Origin of the sequence: Metapseudomonas cellulosilytica (assembly GCF_049334135.1) — a bacterium.
Taxonomy (GTDB): Bacteria; Pseudomonadota; Gammaproteobacteria; order Pseudomonadales; family Pseudomonadaceae; genus Metapseudomonas.
This window is the reverse complement of the sequence record NZ_JBHZGN010000028.1, coordinates 1-22,447: the sequence shown is the minus strand read 5'-3', so window position 1 is coordinate 22,447 and position 22,447 is coordinate 1. Positions and strand designations below refer to the sequence as shown.

Annotated in this window: 19 protein-coding genes and 1 tRNA gene; 11 read left to right on the top strand and 9 right to left on the bottom strand. The window is 64.4% G+C overall.

The window, feature by feature from the left end:
* Positions 1 to 11: 11 nt before the first annotated feature.
* The 4 genes from rpmI to ACFW0H_RS25820 form a co-directional block, all read right to left on the bottom strand.
* On the bottom strand, positions 12 to 206 hold the full coding sequence (gene rpmI / locus ACFW0H_RS25835; protein ID WP_021701550.1) for a 50S ribosomal protein L35: 195 nt from the start codon (positions 204 to 206) through the stop codon (positions 12 to 14).
* Between the two features lie 60 nt (positions 207 to 266).
* Positions 267 to 818, bottom strand: coding sequence for a translation initiation factor IF-3 (gene infC / locus ACFW0H_RS25830; RefSeq protein WP_422916756.1), 552 nt, complete (start codon positions 816 to 818; stop codon positions 267 to 269).
* Positions 818 to 2,740 (bottom strand): threonine--tRNA ligase, encoded by a 1,923-nt coding sequence (gene thrS, locus ACFW0H_RS25825; RefSeq protein ID WP_422916699.1) that lies wholly within the window; start codon positions 2,738 to 2,740, stop codon positions 818 to 820. The genes infC and thrS overlap by 1 nt, the downstream gene beginning before the upstream one ends.
* 228 nt (positions 2,741 to 2,968) lie before the next feature.
* A tRNA-Val gene (locus tag ACFW0H_RS25820) sits at positions 2,969 to 3,045 on the bottom strand.
* A 184-nt stretch (positions 3,046 to 3,229) separates the two neighbouring features.
* On the opposite strand from ACFW0H_RS25820, the gene ACFW0H_RS25815 reads away from it, so the two are divergent.
* Positions 3,230 to 4,513 (top strand): NAD(P)/FAD-dependent oxidoreductase, encoded by a 1,284-nt coding sequence (locus ACFW0H_RS25815; RefSeq protein WP_422916698.1) that lies wholly within the window; start codon positions 3,230 to 3,232, stop codon positions 4,511 to 4,513.
* A gap of 289 nt (positions 4,514 to 4,802) precedes the next feature.
* Here the strand turns inward: ACFW0H_RS25815 and ACFW0H_RS25810 are convergent, their stop codons facing one another.
* On the bottom strand, positions 4,803 to 5,471 hold the full coding sequence (locus ACFW0H_RS25810) for a PA2778 family cysteine peptidase (protein WP_422916697.1): 669 nt from the start codon (positions 5,469 to 5,471) through the stop codon (positions 4,803 to 4,805).
* A gap of 314 nt (positions 5,472 to 5,785) precedes the next feature.
* Between ACFW0H_RS25810 and ACFW0H_RS25805 the strand changes: the two genes are divergently transcribed.
* From ACFW0H_RS25805 to ACFW0H_RS25790, 4 genes are all read left to right on the top strand, one after another.
* Complete coding sequence (locus ACFW0H_RS25805; RefSeq protein WP_016493514.1) at positions 5,786 to 6,055, top strand: hypothetical protein; 270 nt, start codon at positions 5,786 to 5,788, stop codon at positions 6,053 to 6,055.
* A 216-nt stretch (positions 6,056 to 6,271) separates the two neighbouring features.
* A complete protein-coding gene (locus tag ACFW0H_RS25800; protein WP_422916696.1) occupies positions 6,272 to 7,285 on the top strand; it encodes a GlxA family transcriptional regulator in 1,014 nt (337 codons plus the stop codon).
* A 4-nt stretch (positions 7,286 to 7,289) separates the two neighbouring features.
* Positions 7,290 to 7,532 carry a DUF1272 domain-containing protein gene (locus tag ACFW0H_RS25795; protein WP_422916695.1) on the top strand — a complete coding sequence of 81 codons (243 nt, stop codon included), beginning with the start codon at positions 7,290 to 7,292 and terminating at the stop codon, positions 7,530 to 7,532.
* Positions 7,533 to 7,554: 22 nt separating this feature from the next.
* Positions 7,555 to 8,721 carry an MFS transporter gene (locus tag ACFW0H_RS25790; RefSeq protein ID WP_422916694.1) on the top strand — a complete coding sequence of 389 codons (1,167 nt, stop codon included), beginning with the start codon at positions 7,555 to 7,557 and terminating at the stop codon, positions 8,719 to 8,721.
* Positions 8,722 to 8,880: 159 nt separating this feature from the next.
* Here ACFW0H_RS25790 and nfuA read toward each other — a convergent pair whose 3' ends face one another.
* Positions 8,881 to 9,465 (bottom strand): Fe-S biogenesis protein NfuA, encoded by a 585-nt coding sequence (gene nfuA / locus ACFW0H_RS25785; protein ID WP_422916693.1) that lies wholly within the window; start codon positions 9,463 to 9,465, stop codon positions 8,881 to 8,883.
* A 135-nt stretch (positions 9,466 to 9,600) separates the two neighbouring features.
* Positions 9,601 to 11,886 (bottom strand): fatty acid cis/trans isomerase, encoded by a 2,286-nt coding sequence (locus tag ACFW0H_RS25780; protein ID WP_422916692.1) that lies wholly within the window; start codon positions 11,884 to 11,886, stop codon positions 9,601 to 9,603.
* 173 nt (positions 11,887 to 12,059) lie between these two features.
* Here ACFW0H_RS25780 and metH point away from each other — a divergent pair, with 173 nt between their 5' ends.
* Positions 12,060 to 15,752: a methionine synthase gene (gene metH / locus ACFW0H_RS25775; RefSeq protein ID WP_422916691.1), complete on the top strand. Its 3,693-nt coding sequence runs from the start codon at positions 12,060 to 12,062 to the stop codon at positions 15,750 to 15,752.
* A 393-nt stretch (positions 15,753 to 16,145) separates the two neighbouring features.
* Here metH and ACFW0H_RS25770 read toward each other — a convergent pair whose 3' ends face one another.
* A complete protein-coding gene (locus tag ACFW0H_RS25770; RefSeq protein ID WP_377695540.1) occupies positions 16,146 to 16,439 on the bottom strand; it encodes a DUF1883 domain-containing protein in 294 nt (97 codons plus the stop codon).
* Between the two features lie 178 nt (positions 16,440 to 16,617).
* Between ACFW0H_RS25770 and ACFW0H_RS25765 the strand changes: the two genes are divergently transcribed.
* From ACFW0H_RS25765 to ACFW0H_RS25755, 3 genes are all read left to right on the top strand, one after another.
* Positions 16,618 to 17,226, top strand: a complete 609-nt coding sequence (locus ACFW0H_RS25765) for a hypothetical protein (RefSeq protein ID WP_422916690.1) — start codon at positions 16,618 to 16,620, stop codon at positions 17,224 to 17,226.
* Between the two features lie 70 nt (positions 17,227 to 17,296).
* Positions 17,297 to 18,337: an RNA methyltransferase gene (locus ACFW0H_RS25760; RefSeq protein ID WP_422916689.1), complete on the top strand. Its 1,041-nt coding sequence runs from the start codon at positions 17,297 to 17,299 to the stop codon at positions 18,335 to 18,337.
* A gap of 55 nt (positions 18,338 to 18,392) precedes the next feature.
* On the top strand, positions 18,393 to 18,611 hold the full coding sequence (locus ACFW0H_RS25755; protein ID WP_422916688.1) for a DUF2970 domain-containing protein: 219 nt from the start codon (positions 18,393 to 18,395) through the stop codon (positions 18,609 to 18,611).
* Between the two features lie 3 nt (positions 18,612 to 18,614).
* Here ACFW0H_RS25755 and ACFW0H_RS25750 read toward each other — a convergent pair whose 3' ends face one another.
* Entirely contained in the window at positions 18,615 to 19,700 is a 1,086-nt protein-coding gene (locus tag ACFW0H_RS25750; RefSeq protein WP_422916687.1) for an ABC transporter substrate-binding protein, read from the bottom strand.
* A 449-nt stretch (positions 19,701 to 20,149) separates the two neighbouring features.
* Between ACFW0H_RS25750 and ACFW0H_RS25745 the strand changes: the two genes are divergently transcribed.
* Both ACFW0H_RS25745 and ACFW0H_RS25740 read left to right on the top strand, forming a co-directional pair.
* Positions 20,150 to 21,808, top strand: a complete 1,659-nt coding sequence (locus ACFW0H_RS25745) for a nitrite/sulfite reductase (protein WP_422916686.1) — start codon at positions 20,150 to 20,152, stop codon at positions 21,806 to 21,808.
* Positions 21,792 to 22,292, top strand: a complete 501-nt coding sequence (locus tag ACFW0H_RS25740; RefSeq protein WP_422916685.1) for a DUF934 domain-containing protein — start codon at positions 21,792 to 21,794, stop codon at positions 22,290 to 22,292. The genes ACFW0H_RS25745 and ACFW0H_RS25740 overlap by 17 nt, the downstream gene beginning before the upstream one ends.
* Positions 22,293 to 22,447 lie beyond the last annotated feature (155 nt).

The window sequence follows — 22,447 nt, the reverse complement described above, 5'->3', positions numbered from 1 at the left end:
ATCTTGACCGATTAACGAACGCGCAGCATGCGCTCGACTTTTGCTTTGTCCGACGGATGCATCAGCTCGCTACCGCGGAGTTGACGCTTACGCTTGGTGGACATTTTGGTCAGGATGTGGCTCTTGAAAGCGTGCTTGTGCTTGTAGCCAGCAGCGGTCTTGAGGAAACGCTTGGCTGCACCACTCTTGGTTTTCATCTTTGGCATGTTTAGTACTCCGCATTCATTAACAACTGATAACCATCAGGCCTGCCAGTGCCCGGGAGGTTACTTACGCTTCTTGGGAGCGATGACCATCATCAGCTGGCGTCCTTCCAGCTTGGGATGCTGTTCGACGGTGCCGATTTCAGCGAGGTCGGCTTCGACCCGCTTCAACAGCTCCATGCCCAGCTCCTGGTGGGCCATCTCACGGCCGCGGAATCGCAAGGATACCTTGGCCTTGTCCCCTTCATTAAGGAAACGTACCAGGTTGCGTAGCTTTACCTGGTAATCCCCTTCTTCCGTCCCTGGACGAAACTTGATTTCTTTAATCTGCTGCTGATGCTGATTCTTCTTCGCTTGAGCAGCCTGCTTCTTCTTCTCGAAGAGGTGCTTGCCGTAATCCATGATGCGGCAGACAGGAGGCACCGCATCGGCGGAAATTTCCACCAGATCCAGCTTGGCTTCTTCAGCAACGCGAAGCGCTTCTTCGATCGAGACGACGCCAATCTGCTGGCCGTCAGCACCAATCAACCGGACCTCACGAGCCGAGATATTCTCGTTGATCGGGGCCTTCGGTTGAGTCCGCTTATCCTGTCTCATTTCACGCTTAATAATGATTACTCCAATTCTTGGCGACCACGCCGGGAAACCGCTTGTGCGAGCATCTCAGAGAAGCTTTCGAGGGGTACGGAACCCAGGTCGACACCCTCGCGGGTGCGCACAGCAACGGATCGAGTCTCAACCTCCCGGTCTCCAATAACCAAGAGATAGGGAACCTTGAGCAAAGTATGCTCGCGGATTTTAAAGCCGATCTTTTCGTTTCTCAAGTCGGACTTGGCACGGAACCCGCTTTCGTTGAGAACCCGCTCGACCTCGACCGCGAAATCGGCCTGCTTGTCGGTGATGTTCATGATCACCGCCTGGGTCGGCGCCAGCCAGGCCGGGAACGCACCGGCGTAGTGCTCGATCAGCATGCCGATGAAGCGCTCGAAGGAACCGAGGATGGCGCGGTGCAGCATCACCGGGCGAGTACGGCTGTTATCTTCGGCGATATAGCTGGCATCCAGGCGCTCGGGCAGGTTCGGGTCGTACTGCAGGGTGCCGCACTGCCAGTTACGGCCGAGGCAGTCCTTCAGGGTGAATTCGATCTTCGGACCGTAGAATGCACCCTCGCCCGGCTGGTATTCCCACTCCAGGCCGGATTCGTTCAGAGCGTCGGCCAGGGCGCCTTCGGCGCGATCCCACAGCTCGTCGGAACCCACGCGCTTGACCGGACGAGTGGACAGCTTCATGGAGATGTCGCTGAAGCCGAAGTCCTTGTAGACCTGCAGGGTCAGCTTGATGAAGTCGGCCGCTTCCTTCTTCACCTGCTCTTCGGTGCAGAAGATGTGGGCGTCGTCCTGGGTGAAGCCGCGCACGCGCATGATGCCGTGCAGGGCGCCGGAAGGCTCGTTGCGGTGGCAGGCACCGAACTCGGCCAGGCGCAGCGGCAGATCGCGGTAGGACTTCAGGCCCTGGTTGAAGATCTGCACGTGGCACGGGCAGTTCATCGGCTTGACCGCGTAGTCGCGGCTTTCCGACGAAGTGGTGAACATGTTCTCGGCGTAGTTGGACCAGTGACCCGAGCGCTCCCAGAGGATGCGGTCGACCACCTGCGGGGTGCGCACTTCCACGTAGCCATGGTCACGCTGGACCTTGCGCATGTACTGCTCGAGCACCTGGTAGACGGTCCAGCCGGCCGGATGCCAGAAGACCATGCCCGGCGCTTCTTCCTGGAGGTGGAACAGGTCGAGCTGCTTGCCGATGCGACGGTGATCGCGCTTCTCGGCCTCTTCGATGCGCTGGACATAGGCAGCCAGCTGCTTCTTGTCGCCCCAGGCGGTGCCATAGATACGCTGCAACTGCTCGTTCTTCGAGTCGCCGCGCCAGTAGGCACCGGAAATCTTGGTCAGCTTGAAGGCCTTGAGGAAGCGGGTGTTCGGCACGTGCGGGCCGCGGCACATGTCCACGTACTCTTCATGGAAGTACAGGCCCATGGCCTTCTCGTCCGGCATGTCGTCGATCAGGCGCAGCTTGTATTCCTCGCCACGGGACTTGAACAGATCGATGACTTCGGCACGCGGGGTCATCTTCTTGATGACGTCGTAGTCCTTGTCGATCAGCTCGGCCATGCGCTTCTCGATCGCCGCCATGTCTTCAGGCGTGAAGGGGCGCTCGAAGGCGATGTCGTAATAGAAACCTTCTTCGATGACCGGACCGATCACCATCTTCGCAGTCGGATAGAGCTGCTTGACGGCATGGCCGACCAGGTGCGCGCAGGAGTGGCGAATGATCTCCAGCCCCTCTTCGTCTTTAGGCGTGATGATTTGCAGCGTGGCATCCGTTTCGATCAGGTCACAGGCATCCACCTGCTTACCGTCCACCTTGCCGGCGAGGGTCGCCTTGGCCAGGCCCGCGCCGATGGACTGGGCCACCTCGAGCACGGATACGGGTTTATCGAAAGTACGCTGACTGCCGTCAGGAAGAGTGATGATGGGCATGGCGCCTCCTCTCCTAGTGGTGACCTCTACCAAAGGCCACATGGGTTGGGATGAGCCAGTACGCGATCCGGCGGTATGCCCGCCATACGGTGGCAGGAGCCTTCAGGCCAACCAGAGCCGAACCAGAGTCACTGGAGGTAATGAAGAGCGGGATGCTTGCAGAAAGCCGAGCCCCCTGACAAGCGCCCAATAAAAAAGGGTCACCTGGGTGACCCTTTTTATCGAATTTGGTAGGCACAATTGGACTCGAACCAACGACCCCCACCATGTCAAGGTGGTGCTCTAACCAACTGAGCTATGTGCCTTCGATGGGTGCGCATTCTACGGACTATCTTTTTTGTGTCAACACCTTTTTTCGCTAACTCTCTGAAAAAGTGGATTTTTTACTGTAAAGCGCCACGTTGAATATTTTGCACAGAGGCTAGCGGGCCCGACTCAACTCAGGTAGCATCGGCTCATCTGTAAAAAATAAAAAACAGAGATTCCATTATGACGCACACTCCCTACCCCCAATCCTATTACGCGTTCTCGGCCAACCCGGTACCGGCCCGCCCCGAACTGCAAGGTGAGACCGAAACCGATATCTGCGTCGTCGGCGCAGGCTATACCGGCCTCTCCACCGCCCTCTTCCTGCTGGAGAACGGTTTCAAGGTCACCGTCCTCGAAGCCGCCAAGGTGGGCTTCGGCGCATCCGGCCGTAACGGTGGCCAGATCGTCAACAGCTACAGCCGCGACATCGACGTGATCGAGCGCACCTCCAACGCCAAGCACGCCAAGCTGATGGGCGAGATGGCGTTCGAAGGCGGCCGCATCATCCGCGACCGCATCAAGAAGTACGACATCAAGTGCGACCTGAAGGACGGCGGCGTGTTCGCGGCCTTCACCGACAAGCAGATGGCCCACCTGGAGTCGCAGAAGAAGCTGTGGGAGCGCTACGGCCATACCCAGCTGGAAATGCTGGACGCCAAGCGCATCCGCGAGGTCGCGGCGACCGACAACTATATCGGCGGCATGCTGGACATGAGCGGTGGCCACATCCACCCGCTGAACCTGGCCCTGGGCGAAGCCGCGGCTGTCGAATCCCTGGGTGGCGTGATCCACGAGCAGAGCCCGGCCACACGCATCGAGCGCGGTGCCAACCCGGTGGTGTACACCCCGAAGGGCCGTGTGAAGGCCAAGTTCGTGGTCGTGGCCGGCAACGCCTACATGGGCAACCTGATTCCCGAGCTGGCGAGCAAGTCCATGCCCTGCGGCACCCAGGTGATCACCACCGAGCCGCTGTCGGACGAGCTCGCCAAGTCCCTGCTGCCGCAGGATTTCTGCGTCGAGGACTGCAACTACCTGCTGGACTACTACCGCCTTTCCGGCGACAAGCGCCTGATCTACGGCGGCGGCGTGGTCTACGGTGCCCGCGACCCGGCGAACATCGAGGCGATCATCCGTCCGAAGATGCTCAAGACCTTCCCGCAGCTGAAGGATGTGAAGATCGACTTCGCCTGGACCGGCAACTTCCTGCTGACCCTGTCGCGCCTGCCCCAGGTCGGCCGGATCGGCGACAATATCTACTACTCCCAGGGCTGCAGCGGCCACGGCGTGACCTACACCCACGTCGCCGGCAAGGTGATCGCCGAGACCCTGCGCGGCCAGGCCGAGCGCTTCGACGCATTCGCCAGCCTGCCGCACTACCCCTTCCCGGGTGGCCAGGTGTTCCGCGTGCCCTTCACCGCGATGGGCGCCTGGTACTACAGCCTGCGTGACAAGCTGGGCGTCTGATCGCCCTGCTGACGAAAACGGCGCCCTAGGGCGCCGTTTTTATTTGAACGGGGCTGGTAGGTTGGGCTGAGGTACGAAGCCCAACGCGGCGGAGCCCGGCGATAGCGTTGGGCCTCGCTGCGCTCGGCGCCAACCTACGGGGAGCATGCGGCGTCAGTCCGTAGCTGCGTAGCCTGGATGAAATCCGGGGAAAGCCCCACCGCCTTGGCCAGAGCGAAGGGGCTGCGGGCAGGGTGCGCTGTGCGCACCGGCTTCTGGGCATGACGCAGGGCATGAGACCGCAGGTGGTTCAGGGCATCTGCAAACGGGCCATCTTGGCCGCGTTCATCTGACCGGCCGCGGCCAGCTCGTCGGCGGCCTTCAACCAGCGTGCGCGCTCCACCGAGGCTGGCAGTTGGTTCGGGGCCTGCACCAGCACAGCCCAGCTTCCCGCCTCGGCCCAGCTCGATTCGAATGCACTGAAGCTCATCAGGGCACGGCGCTGGTGGCCCTGACGCAGCAGTACCTGCCGGTTCGCGCGGTCATAGCCGATCAGCAGCGCATAGCGCTCGGTTGGCATCCAGCCAAAGCCTTCGCGCAGATGCACCAGAACGGGGTTGCCGGCGGCCACCTGCTCCAGCAGCTCGTCCAGCTGACTGCCCAAGGGATAGACCAGCAGGCCGTGGTTTCGCGCCGTCGCCGTCAGTCCGTCGCGCAGGGCGGCCTCCTTCTGCGGCAGCCGCAACTCGTGCTCGATCATGCCCGGCGTGACCACCTCGCCCTGCTGGGTCAGCAAGGCCGCCATGGCAGCCGGTGCACTCTGATAGGCACTCTGGGCGAAGAACGGTACGCCGCTCAGCTCGACCCGCTCCGGTACCGCGCGCAATTTCGGCGACAGCGGCTGGGCGGCGCATCCGGCCAGCAGGGCGACACAGGTGGCAACCAGGACCGGGCGGAGCAGGCGTTTAAGAACGGGCACGGCAACACTCGCTATGGGCAATCTCGAACGGGGGACGATGATACTGGCAGGAGCCCGGAGGGTACATCGCAGGCCGGGGCGGCGGTGATTCGCAACAATGCCAGTGGGGCCCTGTATACCCCGGACCCAGGCAAAAACGCACAACTCCCAATACAAAATTCCCTTACCCGTTCATTTCGGCGACAAAAACTTAGTTTTTCACGACGTGCTGTGACTTATCGGTCAGGTCTCGCCATCCACATTCACGACGGTGCAACAATGATCTGAAGCGCGCCGTCACCTTCATTGGGCACAATATGGAGAGACCCCCTCCCATGAACACTCCGCTGCGTTTCAACGAAGCACTGATCATCGCCGGCCGTGCATTCAAACCCTTCCAGTGCGTCGCCTGGGCGCTCCAGGACGGTACTGGCGAGCTCAGCATCAGCGTGATCGACCGTACCAGCACCCGCTTGCTGGGTCGCTCGAAAATCCCGAGCAGCACCTATTCCGACCCCGAACAACTGGCCAGTATCCTCAAGCAATCCCGCGAGGAACTGAGCCGCAAGGGTTACGACCTCGAACCCTGGACCATGCCGGAGTAAAGACTCCCGCACCAGTGCCCAATGCGCGGCGGGCAGGCCTCCCCTGCTCGCCCCGGCCGTTGTTTTCCCCCCGCAATTCCCCTCGCCTCTCCCACTCCTGAATAAAGCGCACGCCGGCATCGTTCGAGCCGAGTTGGCCATATCTGTGGGGTTGTTGTCATTGTTGCCACTGCTGATTCGCTGCAGACTGACGTCATCTCCCCCAGCGAGATCGTCATGGAACAGCTTCGCCATATCGCCTGCCTCTGTTTCGCCGAGGTCATGAGCCTGGACGTTACCGGGCCGCTGCAGGTGTTCGCCTCCGCCAATGTCGAGCGCCAGCGCCACGGGCTGCCGCCCTGTTACTCCCTGCACCTGCTCGGCCCGGAAGCCGGTCCGGTGAAGACGTCCGCCGGTTTCGCCCTGGTAGCCGAGCAGGCCTGGCAGGACGCGGACCCGGCGAGCCTGGACACCTTGCTGGTGCCAGGCGGTATGGGGATGAAAGCGCTGTGCGAGGACGCAGCACTGCTCGACTGGCTTCGCCAGGCGGAACCCCGGGTGCGCCGCCTGGGCTCGATCTGCTCCGGTGCGCTGGTGTTGGCCGCCGCTGGCTTGCTGGACGGCCGCCAGGCCACCACTCACTGGTCCGACATGGCGGAGCTGAGCTGCCATGAGGCAATTGCGGTACAGGGCGATCGCCTGCATACCTACGATCCTGACGGTCGCGACGGTGACGCCCATGTGTTCACCTCGGCCGGAGTCACCGCCGGCATCGACCTGGCGCTAGCCCTGGTGGAAGCGGACCTTGGCCGCCCCACGGCGCTGGCGGTGGCGCGGCGCCTGGTGCTGTTCCTGCGTCGCCCCGGTGGCCAGACGCAGTTCAGCGCGCTGCTCAGCCCGGAGCCCAGCCGCATACCGAGGCTGGCCGCCCTGCTGGAGTGGATCCCGGCCAACCTGGGCGCCGACCTGTCCCTGGAAGCCCTGGCTGCCCAGGCGAAAATGGCGCCGCGCAGCCTGTCGCGGGCCTTCGTCCGGGAACTGGGCGTCGGGCCCGGCAAGTACGTGGAGAAGGTCCGCCTGGAAGCCGCCCGCACCCTGCTGCAGGACGCCCAGGCGTCTATCGCCACGGTGGCGCGCCTTACCGGCTTCGGCCATCCGGAAAACCTGCGCCGCACCTTTCACAAGCACCTGTCCGTCAGCCCGCAGGAGTACGCGGAGCGTTTCGGGCGCCCGACCTTCGACCGAGGATGACGCCATGCTGGAACTCCGCCCCAACTGCGAATGCTGCGACAATGACCTGCCGCCCGACTCCGCCGACGCCCTGATCTGTTCCTTCGAATGCACCTTCTGCCGAAGCTGTGCCGATCAGCGCCTGCACGGCCGCTGCCCCAACTGTGGCGGTGAACTGGTACGCCGGCCGATCCGCCCTGCGAAAAGGCTGGCCAGCCACCCCGCATCCAGCCAGCGGGTGGTCAAGCCCGCCGGCTGCGCCCACTGATCCCGAGCTTCAAGGACGAACCATGCTGCTGAACAACCCCGCCATTCGCGTGCTCTTTGCCGGTCAGGCGCTCTACTGGAGCTGCTCGATGATCGGCATCACCCTTACCTCCCTGGTGGGCCTGCAATTGGCGCCGCTCAATTCCCTGGCGACCCTGCCGCTGGCGCTGCTGGTGCTCGGTAACCTGCTGGCGGTGCAACCGCTTTCGTTGTTCATGCAGCGACATGGCCGCAGGCCGGGACTGATGCTCGGCGCAGGCTGCGGCGTGCTGGGTGGGCTGTTGAGCGCGCTGGGTGTCTGGCTCGGGGATTTCGTCCTGTTCTGTGTTGGCGCGCTTCCCATCGGGGCCTACCAGGCGTCGGCCATGTATTACCGCTTCGCCGCCCTGGAGGCGGTGGGTGATGCCCAAAAGGGCCGGGCCACCGCCTATGTGTTGGGGGGTGGCGTCTGCGCGGCCCTGCTGGCACCGAGCCTTTCCCTCTGGTCACGCAATGCGCTGGAGGCTCCCTTCGTCGGCGCCTACCTGCTGATTGCGGTTCTGGCCCTGTTCGCCCTGCTGCTGATGGCCCGCCTGCGCGAAGGCGCAGCCCCACGCCCGGCCCGGGCCGGCTGGGCCGAGGCCCGCGCGCTGCTGGCGCGGCCGCTGGTACGCACCGCGCTGGTCACTACGGCTGTCGGCCACGGGCTGATGATCCTGGTGATGAGCGCCACGCCCCTGGCGATGAACTTCTGCGGCCTGCCGCTGGAGTCCGGCGCTGAGGTGATCCGCTGGCACATGCTCGGCATGTTCCTGCCCGCCTTCGCTGCCGGTCCGTTGGTGGACCGCCTGGGCAGCCGCCGCGTCGTCCTGCTCGGCGGCCTGATCCTGCTGGCCAGCGCCGCCACGGCCCTCGTTGGCATGCGGGAGGCGCATTTCCTGGCCAGTTCCTTCCTGCTCGGGATCGGCTGGAACCTCATGCTGGTGGCCGGCACCACCCTGCTGGGCGAGGGCCACAGCGCCGAAGAGCGCGGCCAGGCCCAGGGCCTGATGGAGCTGGGCAACAGCCTGGTGGCGGCCTGCGCTTCATTCGCCTCCGGGGCGCTGATCACCGGGATCGGCTGGGTCGCGGTGAACCTGGGCATGTTGCCGTTGCTGGCATTGGCCCTGTTGATGCTGCTGCCAGCGCGGCGCAGGTTGGCCGCCGGCTGACGGATCGACTGCCGCGCCACGCCTGGCAACTGGTACGCGCAGCGCACCCTACCGTCAGCCTCGGCGCTCGACTGTAGGGTGTGCCATGCGCACCGCTTGCGGAACTGCCGGGCATGAAAAAGGCGACCCGAAGGTCGCCTTTCTCGATTCGATCCCGCCTTAGTAGTAGGCGTTCTCGCGGTTGCTGTGGTCGGTGACGTCGCGCACGCCCTTCAGTTCCGGGATGCGCTCCATCAGGGTCTTCTCGACGCCATCCTTGAGGGTCATGTCGACCATGCCGCAGCCCTGGCAGCCGCCGCCGAACTTCAGCACGGCGATGCCTTCCTCGACCACGTCCACCAGGCTCACCTGGCCGCCGTGGCTGGCGAGGCCGGGGTTGATCTCGGTCTGCAGGTAGTAGTTGATGCGCTCGGTGAGCGGGCTGTCCTCATTGACCATGGGCACCTTGGCGTTGGGGGCCTTGATGGTCAGTTGGCCGCCCATGCGGTCGGTGGCGTAGTCGACGAGTGCATCTTCGAGGAAGGGCTCGCTGACGCCGTCGATCCAGGCGGTGAAGGCGGCCAGGGCCACAGCGCTGTCCTCGGGCTTCTGCTCACCCGGTTTGCAATAGGCGATGCAGGTCTCGGCGTACTGGGTACCCGGCTGGGTGATGAAGATACGAATGCCGATGCCCGGGGTGTTCTGCTTTTCCAGCAGGTCAGCCAGATAATCCTGGGCAGCTTGGGTAATGGTGATGGCGCTCATGGCAACTCCTCGCAAACATGGGCGCAGTGTACGCCAAAGGGGAACGGGGGTTAAAGCCCTACCAATTTAGTAGGAATAATTCGCGTCCAGACCCGGACCCTACGACAAACCCCGTGCTGCTTCGAACCTACACCGCTACAGGTTCTGGTAACGATTCATATCCAGCTCCCCCGCCTCGATCGGTTCGGTTTCGCGGATATAGGCGGCCAGGTCGTGGAAGTAGAACCAGAACTCGGGATGGCTGCGGCGAATGCCCCAGCGTTCCACCACCTTGTCGAACGCCGCGCCGTCCTTGGCCTGCTCCAGGGCCTGTACGAAGGCCTCCACCTCCGAGGCCTTGAGGCTGAAAATGAAGTTCGGATAGCTGGAGAGCACACCCGGATACAGGGTCAGGGTGTCCAGGCCGGGCTGGTAGCGCAGTTCCTCGCCGAGCATGAAGGCCACGTTGCTGTGGGCGCGGTTGCGCAGCAGGCTGTAGACCTCGCGCCGGCCATCGGCCAGTTCCACCCGCAACAGGGTGGCTTCCGGCAGTTGCTCGATCACCTTGAGCCCCGCCGCCGGCCGGCTCACCAGCCGGCTGAGGGTCTGCTCCGCGCCCTGCAGGCCGGGAGCGATGCCGGGGCGGAAGCACTCGGCGCCGCTGCAGCGGTTTATCGGGTCAGGTCGTGCATTGATGCCGGCATAGCGCGCCAGCAGCTCCTGGGCGAAGGCGCGCTTGGGGTCCTTCGCGGGCAGGGACAGGGCCGTGGGCGTGTTCTTGTCGATGCTCTGGTAGTCCAGCCACATCTTCACCTTGCCGCTCTTCTGGTACCAGTCGCCGAGCAGCGCGGCGCGGGACTCGGATGGCATCAGGCGGAGGAAGTTGACCTCGGCACCATTGCGGATCAGGTCGAAGTAGAGCCGCGTCTGCGCCTGGTGGGAGACGTTGCCGAACACATCGAAATTCACCACCAACTGGTAGTAGGTGCGTTCGAGCAGCGGGTAGTCCATCCACCAGATGGTCTGCGGGATCTCGCCGATCAGGCCTTTGCGCACCGAGGCGCTGTCATGCTGGCGGAAGATCGACAGCAGCGCGTTGTCGTTGCCGGTCCAGATATGCGCCCAGCTCGGCGATGGCGCGTCCGCATAGGCGTCCATGCGCAGCGCCTCGTATTCGTTGCGCTTGTTGCGATAGGCGCGCCAGAGGCCCGGCAAGTCGCCGATGTCGTCGAACTGGCCGGGCATGGCCAGCAGCGGCGTGGCCTGCTCGCGGTAGTCGGCATCGGTGATGTAGAGGTCGTGGGCCGGGTCCTGGAACAGCGCCCAGAAGTTGTCGCGGATCACGTCGGTGGCGATCTGCCCACGACACACGGGGCCGCGAATGAAGGTGCGCACGAAGTATTCGGCGTTATCCAGCATGAACTGGTAGCGCGCCCGCGCCGGGATGGCCTGGAAGGTCTCGAAGGGGTTGGCGCGACGCTGGGCGCCATAGCCGGGCACGGCGTCCACGCGCCAGTCGCCGGTGAAGAAGAGTTCCCTGACCCGCGCCATCTTCGCCGCGCTGAGCGGATAGGTGATGTGGGTCTTGTGCACGATCACGCCCTGGATCGGCCAGAGGCGGTAATAGAAATTGTTGCCCGGGTCCTCGTTGGGCCGCCGCGTGGCGATGGGGTCGATGGGCTGGCCGCTGGGCGTGCGCGAACGCACCAGCTGGAAGAAATGGCCGGGCGCGCCGCCCTCGAAGTACAGGTGCGCCAGGAACAGGTGCTCGAACAGCCAACGCCCCACCAGGGCCTCGCGGGCGCCCGGGGCATTCAACAGCGCTTCCCACTGGGCTACCTGGCGCACCTCGGCGGCGTTGGGCTGCACCGCCTGCTCTTCCACCTTGGCGCCTTCGGCCAGCCAGCGCTGCAGGGTCTGGTACTCCGCCGCGCTGAGGCCGGTCACCGCGAAGGGCATGCCGGCCTGGGCGTGCTTGCGCGCATAGGCATCGAACTCACCCGGCAATGGGCACTGGTTCTGCCGGTTGATGCTGATATCGAGGTCCTGCGGCAGCTTGGCATTCGGCTCCGGCGGATTGGCCTTGCCCAGCTCCAGCATCCGCGCCATCAGCGCGGCCTGGGCGCCGTTGGCGTCGAGCACGGAATGGAAGCCCTTGCGCCGCCAGGCCTCGGCCCCCTGGGCATCGAAATACAAGCGGGTGGTGCCCTGGGCCTTGGTGCGGCCGCCGTCATAGACCGGCAGCTTGCTGGCGCCCCGCGCCGCGCCCTCGGCGCTGCCCAGGTTCAGTTGGCAGGGCGAGTCGTAGCAGGCGTGGCAGGCCACGCACTTCTGGGTGAAGATCGGCTGGACGTCGCGGCTGTAGGAGAGCTCCTCCGACACCGTCGGGCGAATCCACAGCATGAGCAGGACAAACAAGGCGGCAAGGGTACGCGGCGACATGACTCGATCCCTGAGGAGCAGATGGGCGGATTCTACTGGCTTGCGCGGCGGGACGGCGATCCCGCGCCTTCGTCAACATGAATAGAATTCATGGAAATGGCGGGCAAGCTAAAAATTACTAAGGTTTTGCTATCATTCTCGCCTTTGTTCACGCCAGCCCTCAGGTAGTTCCCATGTCCGACCGCATCGCCCGCCAGCAAGCCCTGCAACAGGCGCTCAAAGAGCGCATCCTGATCCTCGACGGCGGCATGGGCACCATGATCCAGAGCTACAAGCTGCAGGAAGAGGACTACCGCGGCACCCGCTTCGCCGACTGGCCGAGCGACGTGAAGGGCAACAACGACCTGCTGCTGCTGACCCGCCCTGACGTGATCCAGGCCATCGAGAAGGCGTACCTGGACGCTGGCGCGGACATCCTCGAGACCAACACCTTCAACGCCACCCGCGTTTCCCAGGCCGACTACGGCATGGAAGAGCTGGTCTACGAGCTGAACGTGGAAGGCGCGCGCCTGGCCCGTGAAGTGGCCGACGCCAAGACCGCCGAGAACCCGGCCAAGCCGCGCTTCGTCGCCGGCGTGCTCGGCCCGACCAGCCGTACCTGCTCCATCTCCCCGGACGTGAACAACCCCGGCTACCGCAACGTCACCTTCGACGAGCTGGTGGAGAACTACACCGAGGCCACCCGCGGCCTGATCGAGGGCGGTTCCGACCTGATCCTGATCGAGACCATCTTCGACACCCTCAACGCCAAGGCGGCCATCTTCGCCGTGCAAGGCGTGTTCGAGGAGCTGGGTTACGAGTTGCCGATCATGATTTCCGGCACCATCACCGATGCCTCCGGCCGTACCCTGTCGGGGCAGACCACCGAGGCCTTCTGGAACTCGGTGCGCCACGCCAAGCCGATTTCCGTGGGCCTGAACTGCGCCCTCGGCGCCAAGGAGCTGCGCCCCTACCTGGCGGAACTGGCGGCCAAGGCCGAAACCCAGGTCTCGGCCCACCCCAACGCCGGCCTGCCGAACGCCTTCGGCGAATACGACGAAACCCCGGCGCAGATGGCCGAAGTGGTGGAAGAGTTCGCCGCCAGCGGCCTGCTCAACATCGTCGGCGGTTGCTGCGGCACCACCCCGCCGCACATCCAGGCCATCGCCGAAGCGGTGGCCAAGTACCCGCCGCGCGTCGTCCCGGAAATCCCCAAGGCCTGCCGCCTGTCGGGCCTGGAACCCTTCACCATCGACCGCAGCTCGCTGTTCGTGAACGTCGGCGAGCGCACCAACATCACCGGCAGCGCCAAGTTCGCCCGGCTGATCCGTGAAGAGAACTACACCGAGGCCCTGGAAGTCGCCCTGCAGCAGGTGGAAGCCGGCGCCCAGGTGATCGACATCAACATGGACGAAGGGATGCTCGACTCCCAGGCAGCCATGGTCACCTTCCTCAACCTGATCGCCGGCGAGCCGGACATTTCCCGCGTGCCGATCATGATCGACTCCTCCAAGTGGGAAGTGATCGAAGCGGGCCTCAAATGCATCCAGGGCAAGGGCATCGTCAACTCCATTTCCATGAAGGAAGGCGTGGACGCCTTCAAGCACCACGCCCGCCTGTGCAAGCGCTACGGCGCCGCGGTGGTGGTAATGGCCTTCGACGAGGTCGGCCAGGCCGACACCGCCGCGCGCAAGAAGGAAATCTGCCAGCGCAGCTACGACATCCTGGTCAACGAAGTGGGCTTCCCGCCGGAAGACATCATCTTCGACCCGAACATCTTCGCCGTGGCCACCGGCATCGAGGAACACAACAACTACGCGGTGGACTTCATCGAGGCCTGCGCCTTCATCCACGACCAGCTGCCCTACGCGCTGTCCTCGGGCGGCGTGTCCAACGTGTCCTTCTCCTTCCGTGGCAACAACCCGGTGCGCGAGGCGATCCACTCGGTCTTCCTCTACCACGCGATCAAGAACGGCCTGACCATGGGCATCGTCAACGCCGGCCAGCTGGAGATCTACGACGAGATCCCGGCCGAGCTGCGCGAGAAGGTCGAGGATGTGGTGCTCAACCGCCATGAAGGCAGCACCGAGGCCCTGCTGGCCATCGCCGACAACTACCGTGGCGGCGGCGCGGTGAAGGAAGCCGAGAACGAGGAATGGCGCAGCTACCCGGTGCAGAAGCGCCTGGAGCACGCCCTGGTCAAGGGCATCACCACCCACATCGTCGAAGACACCGAGGAATGCCGTCAGCAGTGCGCGCGCCCCATCGAGGTGATCGAAGGCCCGCTGATGGCCGGCATGAACGTGGTCGGCGACCTGTTCGGCGCCGGCAAGATGTTCCTGCCCCAGGTGGTGAAATCCGCCCGCGTGATGAAGCAGGCGGTGGCCCACCTGATCCCCTTCATCGAGGCGGAGAAAGGCGACAAGCCGCAAGCCAAGGGCAAGATCCTCATGGCCACGGTGAAAGGCGACGTGCATGACATCGGCAAGAACATCGTCGGCGTGGTGCTGGGCTGCAACGGCTACGACATCGTCGACCTGGGCGTGATGGTGCCGGCGGAGAAGATCCTGCAGACCGCCCGCGAGCAGAAGTGCGACATCATCGGCCTCTCCGGCCTGATCACGCCGTCGCTCGACGAGATGGTCCACGTCGCCAAGGAAATGCAGCGCCAGGGCTTCAACCTGCCGCTGATGATCGGCGGCGCCACCACCTCCAAGGCCCACACCGCGGTGAAGATCGACCCGCAGTACAGCAACGACGCCGTGGTCTACGTCACCGACGCCTCACGCGCCGTGGGCGTGGCCACCCAGCTGCTGTCGAAGGAGCTGAAGGCCGGCTTCGTCGAGAAGACCCGCACCGAGTACGCCGAAGTCCGCGAGCGCACCGCCAACCGCGCCGCCCGCACCGAACGCCTGGCCTACGCCGACGCCCTGGCCAACAAGCCGCAGTTCGACTGGGCCAACTACCGCGCAGCCAAGCCGAGCTTTACCGGCGCGCAAGTGCTGGAGGACATCGACCTGGCCGTGCTGGCCAAGTACATCGACTGGACGCCCTTCTTCATCTCCTGGGACCTGGCCGGCAAATACCCGCGCATCCTCACCGACGAAGTGGTGGGCGAAGCGGCCACCTCGCTGTTCAACGACGCCCAGGCAATGCTCAAGCAGCTGATCGACGGCAAGCTGATCAAGGCCCGCGCGGTGTTCGGCTTCTGGCCGGCGAACCAGGTGGACCACGATGACATCGAGGTCTACGACGCCCATGGCAAGGCCCTGGCCCGCCTGCACCACCTGCGCCAGCAGACCATCAAGCCCGACAGCAAGCCGAACTTCTGCCTGGCCGACTACGTGGCGCCCAAGGAAAGCGGCATCACCGATTATGTCGGCGGTTTCATCACCACCGCCGGCATCGGCGCCGAGGAGCTGGCCAAGCAGTTCGAAGCCAAGGGCGACGACTACAGCGCGATCATGGTCAAGGCCCTCGCCGACCGCCTGGCCGAGGCCTGCGCCGAGTGGCTGCACGAGCGCGTGCGCAAGGAGCACTGGGGTTACGCGGCGGACGAGCAGCTGGACAACGAGGCGCTGATCAAGGAGCAGTACAAGGGCATCCGCCCCGCTCCCGGCTACCCGGCCTGCCCGGACCACACCGAGAAAGGCACCCTGTTCCGCCTGCTCGACCCGCACAGCAACTCGGGCGTGACCCTTACCGAGCACTATGCGATGTTCCCGGCGGCCGCCGTCAGCGGCTGGTACTTCGCCCACCCCGAGGCGCAGTACTTCGCCGTCGGCAAGATCGAGCGCGACCAGGTGGAAAGCTACAGCAAGCGCAAAGGCCAGGACCAGGCCGTGAGCGAGCGCTGGCTGGCGCCGAACCTGGGTTACGAGAACTGAAATAGCGTCTTGTAGGGGCGAATTCATTCGCCAAGGGGTGCGCAGCGCCCCCAATCGGACTCGCAGGCCGAACCTACGGTCCGGTTGGCGAATGAATTCGCCCCTACAGCAAAGACGCGCGGGATTGGCGGTGCGAGTGGCGCACCCTGCGGTCAGCCCTGCAGGGTGGACAGCGCTTTTCTGTCCACCAGACGGAGTCCAGCGTGGCGACGATGGTGGATAAAAGAGCGTTATCCACCCTACGAACTCGCTTAGGGTGCGCCATGCGCACCAAGTGAGGTCCCAGGCCGAACCTGCGGTCCGGTTAGCGAATGAATTCGCCCCCACGAAGAGCTGCCATCACCGAGAACGAAAAAGGCCCGCGATTGCGGGCCTTTTTCATGCCGGGCTGACTCAGCTACCCGAACGGCGCACGAACTTGATCGACCACTCGAAATTGGGCTTGCGCGTCACGCTGATGGCGCGGCGAGTGACGGTGTCGAGGGTGACGTTCCAGAAACCGGTGCTGGGCACCACGATCTTCGCCGGGAAACGGTCGAAGGCGCCGCCGTGGTAGCTGTGCCGGCCACCGTTCTTGAAGCTGCGGAAGTTCGCATCGTTCATCAGGCGGATATTGCAGGTCTGCGAGCACTGGATGACGACCAGGTCGCCCTCGTTGAGGTGCTCGCGTTGATGGATGAACTTCATGAACAGCTCCCGAATCGCTGGATCGAACAGCGCGGCAGGATACCACGGGGGCAAATGTCGCCGCCTCGCCTACGCTGAAGAAGCCGACCAGGAGGGATGCGCCAGGGCAAATGGAAGCTCAATGCCGGCCATCCACCCGGTCATTCCCCGCAATCCGTTCGAACAAGGTGGATATCCCATGCCGAATGCCAAGCCCATTCATGCTCTCCTGCTCAGCGTCGCACTGCTCGGTGCCTGCAGCAGCCAGGCGGAAAACGATGGATTGACCGCCACCGCCAGCGGCGGAGAGGCCTACGCGACCGGTGCTCCCGGTGGCGTGACCACCGAGACCGAGCAGATTTCCGCCGTGGTGAAGTACGTCGACCAGGCCAAGCGCACCTTCACCCTGGAAGATGAGCAGGGCAATCGCCAGACCTTCCATGCCGTGCCGGAAATGCGCAATTTCCCGCAGCTGAAGGTCGGCGACCGGGTCAAGGCCATCGTCGCCCAGGAGCGGGTGGTCTATCTGCGCAAGCCGGGCGAAGCCCAGGAAGATGGCGCCGCCGGCGTCGTGGCCACCACGCCGGAGGGCGCGAAGCCCGGCATGCTGGTGGCGGACACGGTCGAAGTGACCGCCGTGGTCAAGGTCATAGACAAGGCCAACCACACCGCCACCCTGGAGTTCGCCGATGGCAGCCGCCGGACGGTGAAGGTGCGTCCTGACGTGGAACTGAAAGACGCCTACCTGAACCAGGAAGTGGTGATTCGCCTGACCTCCGCACTGGCCATCAGCGTCGAAGCCCCCTGAACCCTACTGGTCGGCAGGCCCGCCAATGGGCCTGCCACCGCCCCATGGACGGTGGTAGGATGCGCGCCCCATGCGTATCAGCGATATCCACCAGCACCTGGCCGACCTCGGCGCCCTCCCCGTCCACAGCGGGCGGGTAGTGCGTGCCTGGCTGCAGGGCAAGCCCCTGGACGCCGGCACCCGCCGCCAGCACACCGAGCACTTCCTGCCCCTGAGCGTACGCGAAGGCCTGCCGGCCCTGGCCGAACGCCTGGATGGCCTGGTCCGCCTGCGCTCGGAGCATCCGGGGGCGGACGGCTCCGCGCGCCTGCTGGTGGCATTGAATGACGGCCAGATGGTGGAAAGCGTGCTGCTGCCCCGCGACGGCCTCTGCGTGTCCACCCAGGTGGGCTGCGCGGTGGGCTGCGTGTTCTGCATGACCGGCAAGAGCGGCCTGCTGCGCCAGGTGGGCAGCGCCGAGATCGTCGCCCAGGTGGCCCTCGCCCGCCGCTTCCGGCCGGTGAAGAAGGTGGTGTTCATGGGCATGGGCGAGCCGGCGCATAACCTCGACAACGTGCTGGAAGCCATCGATCTGCTTGGCACCGACGGCGGCATCGGCCACAAGAACCTGGTGTTTTCCACCGTCGGCGACATGCGCGTCTTCGAGCGCCTGCCGCAGGAACGGGTCAAGCCGGCCCTGGCGCTGTCGCTGCACACCACCCGCGCCGACCTGCGCGAGCGGCTGCTGCCCAAGGCACCGCGCATCGCCCCCGATGAACTGGTGGAACTGGGCGAGCGTTATGCACGCAGCATCGGCTATCCCATCCAGTACCAGTGGACCCTGCTGCGCGGCATCAACGACAGCCAGGACGAAATGGACGGCATCCTGCGCCTGCTCAAGGGCAAGTACGCGGTGATGAACCTGATTCCCTACAACAGCCTGGACGACGACGAGTACCAGCGTCCGGATGGCGAGCGCATCGTACAGATGGTCCGCTACCTGCACAGCCGCGGCATCCTCACCAAGGTGCGCAACTCCGCGGGGCAGGACGTCGAGGGCGGTTGCGGCCAGTTGCGTGCCCGCGCCGTGGAGCCGGTCAACACCCGGCGCCTGCATCGCCCGGCTTCCTGAGCGAATGGACGGCATTCCCGCGCCGACGAGCTAAGCTCAGGCCAGGAGGTGTCCCATGGACGACAAGAACCACGACCAACCCCTGAGCTTCCGCGAGATGCTGCAGAGCGTGCTGGCCGCCGCATTCGGCGTACAGAGCGGGAAGAACCGCGCCCGCGATTTCAGCCGCGGCAAACCCAGCCACTTCATCATCCTCGGCCTGCTCTTCACCGCCATCTTCGTGGTGGTGCTCTATGGCCTGGTAAGACTGGTGCTGCACCTGGCCGGGGTCTGAGCCTCAGTCGATCAGCGGCTGCAGGGAAAAGCGATAGTCACGCGCGCCTTTCCTGCCCAGCAGGCTGAAGGTGCGGAAGTCCAGGTCGTAGCCGCGCTGCTCGATATGCCGCAGCAGGCTTGCCGCTTCGTTGCGGTCCAGGGCCTGGAACAACCGGACTTCGCGATCCTTGCCGCCATGCTGGGCGAAATCCAGGCCGGCGTCGTAGTCGTGGAGCAACACCATGGCCCAGCCACCCAGGGTGAAGTGACCGCTGACCAGGCTACCGACTGACCCGTCGAGATAAGCGCGCAGCACTTCGGGGGAATTGTTCAGCGCGGAGAAGCGCAGGTCCTGCCCGGGCTTGCGTCCCAGCTCGGCCGCCGCACGCATGGCGCCGAACGCCATTTCATCATTGGCCGACCACACCAGCTTCACCGCCGGATAGCGCGGGAACAGCTGCTGGGCCTGGACATAGGCGCGATCGCGGTTCCACTCGCTGTAGACCAGCTGTCGCAGGCGAACCTGGGGAAATTCGGCCAGGGCACGCATCAGCCCTTGTTCACGGTGTTTCGCGGCCGGGGTCTGCTTGACCCCGGAGAACGCCAGCATCTCGACGGGCCGGCCCGGCGCCAGGCGTTGCTGCTGCTCCAGCAGATCCCGCGCCATGAGGTAGCCGGCCTCTTCCTCGTTGGCGACCATGCTGCCGATCCAGTCGGGATAGCGCTCCCGGGTTCCGCCCACGAGTGCCTGCTGATCTGCCGTCAGGGTGCTGTTGACGGTGAACAGCTTGACTCCGCTGCCCCGGGACAGGCGCAGGATCTCCGGGCCGGAGTACTGCTCATTGACGAACACCAGGTAGTCGGGCCTGTGGGGCCCCTGCAGCACTTCGCGGGCCTGGTCGAGCATGCGCTGCATGTCGCGTTCGGCGAACTTCACCTCGAGCGCGATGCCGAGGTCGCTCGCCGCCGCCTGCATGAACTGCGCGTAGCTCACCCAGAAGGGTTCGTTGGTGCGACCGGGATTGAGGAACACCACCGACGCGGCACTCAGCGCCTGACTGAAGGCCAGGCAGAGGACAAGCAGCAGGGAGGCACAGCGACCTTTCATACCATCACGCGGGAAAAACGGCGGCGCAGTATAACCGCTTAATGGCGGGTGATCGGTGGCAACGGGCCCGGCCGGGACAACCGGCCGGGCCCGCTTGGTCTCACTGGTGGCTGACCCAGAAGATGGCGGTGGAAACAGCGATCAGGATCAGGAAGAAGATGGCCCAGGCGTCAACCTTGCTGTCGCGGTTGGAATCCTCGGAATGATCGGTCATGGCGTCCCCCATTGTTGTGGTTATAGGCGGCTTGCACTCCGAGTAAAGACCAGCCCCCGCGGCGCCTCAAGCCAGAGGTTATGCACCCTGCCCTATCAATAACTTCTGGTTCTTTACATATACTCAAACATCACTTTTGCGCATAACCCCGAACTGGTATCTTCCACCGGCTCCGCGGGGAGTGCGCGGCCGTGCGCGCAGAAAAGCTGTAAGCAGCCTGATAACAGGACATTTCATGTACGTATACGACGAGTACGATCAACGGATCGTCGAGGACCGCGTCAAGCAGTTCCGCGATCAGACCCGCCGCTATCTGGAAGGCACGCTCTCGGGTGAGGAATTCCGCCCGCTGCGCCTGCAGAACGGCCTGTACATCCAGCGCTACGCGCCCATGCTGCGCGTTGCCGTGCCCTATGGCCTGCTCTCTTCCGTGCAGGTGCGCAAGCTGGCGCAGATCGCTCGCGACTACGACAAGGGCTACGCCCACATCAGCACCCGCCAGAACGTGCAGTTCAATTGGCCGGAACTGGAAGACGTGCCGGAGATCCTCGCCGAGCTGGCCACCGTGCAGATGCACGCAATCCAGACCAGCGGCAACTGCATCCGCAACACCACCACCGACCAGTTCGCCGGCGTCGCCCGCGACGAGCTCGTCGATCCGCGCCCCTGGTGCGAGATCATCCGCCAGTGGTCCACCTTCCACCCGGAATTCTCCCACCTGCCGCGCAAGTTCAAGATCGCCGTGAATGGCGCCGTGAGCGACCGCGCCGCCATCGAAGTCCACGACATCGGCCTGGAAGCGGTGAAGAACGCTGCCGGCGAGCTGGGCTTCCGCGTTTCCGTCGGCGGCGGCCTGGGCCGTACCCCGGTGGTTGGCAGCTTCATCAATGAATTCCTGCCCTGGCAGCACCTGATCAGCTACCTGGACGCCATCCTGCGCGTGTACAACCGCTATGGCCGTCGTGACAACAAGTACAAGGCGCGCATCAAGATCCTGGTCAAGGCGCTGACTCCCGAGGTGTTCGCCGAGCGCGTCAACGCCGAGTGGGCCCACCTGAAGGACGGCCCCACCACCCTGACCGAAGAGGAAGTGGCGCGCGTCGCCAAGCACTTCGTCGACCCGGCCTACAAGGCCCTGGAAGACCAGGATGCCGCCATCGCCGCCCTGGACGCCGAACACCCCGGCTTCGCCCGTTGGCGCAGCCGCAACGTCGTGGCCCACAAGAAACCGGGCTACGCCGCCGTGACCCTGTCGCTCAAACCCACTGGCGTGGCGCCCGGCGATGTCACCGACAAGCAGCTGGACGCCATCGCCGACCTGGCCGACCGCTACTGCTTCGGCGAAGTGCGCAACAGCCATAACCAGAACATCATCCTGGCGGACGTCGAACAGTCCCAGCTCTTCACCCTCTGGGGCGAGTTGCGCGAACTCGGCTTCGCCACCCCGAACGTCGGCCTGCTGACCGACATCATCTGCTGCCCGGGCGGCGACTTCTGCTCCCTGGCCAACGCCAAGTCGATTCCGGTGGCCGAAGCCATCCAGCGTCGCTTCGACGACCTGGACTATCTGTTCGACATCGGCGACCTCGACCTGAACATCTCCGGTTGCATGAACGCCTGCGGCCATCACCACGTTGGCCACATCGGCATCCTCGGCGTGGACAAGAAGGGCCAGGAGTTCTACCAGGTGTCCCTCGGCGGTAGCGCCGGCCGTGACGCCAGCCTGGCGCAGATCCTCGGCCCGTCCTTCGCCCAGGAGGAAATGGCCGACGTGATCGAGAAGCTCATCAAGGTCTACGTGGAACAGCGCACCGAGGACGAGCAATTCCTCGACACCTTCCGCCGTATCGGTATCGATCCGTTCAAGGAGCGCGTATATGCAGCGAATCATTAAGAACGGCCAGGTGATCGACGAAACCTGGCACCTGCTGGACAAGGACGCCTCCCTGGACGGCATCCCCAACTGCGACGACATCATCGTTCCGCTGGCCCTCTGGTGCGACCACGCCCATGCCCTGAAAGCGCGCGACGGCGGTCTGGGCGTATGGCTGGATGCCGGTGAGGAGATCGAGGAAATCGCCGGTGACCTGGAGCACTTCCAGGTGATCGCGCTGAACTTCCCGGCCTTCACTGACGGCCGCCACTCCTCCACCGCCTACCTGCTGCGCCAGCGCTACGGCTACCAGGGCGAAGTACGCGCCATCGGCGACGTGCTGCGCGACCAGCTGTTCGCCCTCAAGCGTTGCGGTTTCGACGCCTTCGCCCTGCGCGCGGACAAGGACCCCTTCGACGCCCTCAAGGCGTTCGAGGACTTCTCCGAGGTCTACCAGGCTTCCAGCGACCAGACCCTGCCGCTGTTCCGCCGCCGCTCGGCCTGAGCCAGGCGCCATCAAAAAGCCCCGCAAACGCGGGGCTTTTTGTTGGGTCCGTGGGTGGCACCGTCTCTTGTAGGGGCGAATTCATTCGCCAAGGGCGGCGAAGCTGCCCCCGATACATCGAGGGCCGAACCTGCGGTTCGGTTGGCGAATGAATT

What these genes read in the sequence shown, in the direction of transcription:
- ACFW0H_RS25805 (WP_016493514.1), top strand. Translation starts at nt 5,786, where the DNA reads ATGAACACTCCGCTGCGTTTCAACGAAGCACTGATCATCGCCGGCCGT.
- rpmI (WP_021701550.1), bottom strand. Translation starts at nt 206, where the DNA reads ATGCCAAAGATGAAAACCAAGAGTGGTGCAGCCAAGCGTTTCCTCAAG.
- ACFW0H_RS25815 (WP_422916698.1), top strand. Translation starts at nt 3,230, where the DNA reads ATGACGCACACTCCCTACCCCCAATCCTATTACGCGTTCTCGGCCAAC.
- ACFW0H_RS25740 (WP_422916685.1), top strand. Translation starts at nt 21,792, where the DNA reads ATGCAGCGAATCATTAAGAACGGCCAGGTGATCGACGAAACCTGGCAC.
- ACFW0H_RS25800 (WP_422916696.1), top strand. Translation starts at nt 6,272, where the DNA reads ATGGAACAGCTTCGCCATATCGCCTGCCTCTGTTTCGCCGAGGTCATG.
- ACFW0H_RS25750 (WP_422916687.1), bottom strand. Translation starts at nt 19,700, where the DNA reads ATGAAAGGTCGCTGTGCCTCCCTGCTGCTTGTCCTCTGCCTGGCCTTC.
- ACFW0H_RS25780 (WP_422916692.1), bottom strand. Translation starts at nt 11,886, where the DNA reads ATGTCGCCGCGTACCCTTGCCGCCTTGTTTGTCCTGCTCATGCTGTGG.
- ACFW0H_RS25760 (WP_422916689.1), top strand. Translation starts at nt 17,297, where the DNA reads ATGCGTATCAGCGATATCCACCAGCACCTGGCCGACCTCGGCGCCCTC.
- ACFW0H_RS25795 (WP_422916695.1), top strand. Translation starts at nt 7,290, where the DNA reads ATGCTGGAACTCCGCCCCAACTGCGAATGCTGCGACAATGACCTGCCG.
- ACFW0H_RS25765 (WP_422916690.1), top strand. Translation starts at nt 16,618, where the DNA reads ATGCCGAATGCCAAGCCCATTCATGCTCTCCTGCTCAGCGTCGCACTG.
- metH (WP_422916691.1), top strand. Translation starts at nt 12,060, where the DNA reads ATGTCCGACCGCATCGCCCGCCAGCAAGCCCTGCAACAGGCGCTCAAA.
- ACFW0H_RS25790 (WP_422916694.1), top strand. Translation starts at nt 7,555, where the DNA reads ATGCTGCTGAACAACCCCGCCATTCGCGTGCTCTTTGCCGGTCAGGCG.
- thrS (WP_422916699.1), bottom strand. Translation starts at nt 2,740, where the DNA reads ATGCCCATCATCACTCTTCCTGACGGCAGTCAGCGTACTTTCGATAAA.
- nfuA (WP_422916693.1), bottom strand. Translation starts at nt 9,465, where the DNA reads ATGAGCGCCATCACCATTACCCAAGCTGCCCAGGATTATCTGGCTGAC.
- ACFW0H_RS25770 (WP_377695540.1), bottom strand. Translation starts at nt 16,439, where the DNA reads ATGAAGTTCATCCATCAACGCGAGCACCTCAACGAGGGCGACCTGGTC.
- ACFW0H_RS25745 (WP_422916686.1), top strand. Translation starts at nt 20,150, where the DNA reads ATGTACGTATACGACGAGTACGATCAACGGATCGTCGAGGACCGCGTC.
- ACFW0H_RS25755 (WP_422916688.1), top strand. Translation starts at nt 18,393, where the DNA reads ATGGACGACAAGAACCACGACCAACCCCTGAGCTTCCGCGAGATGCTG.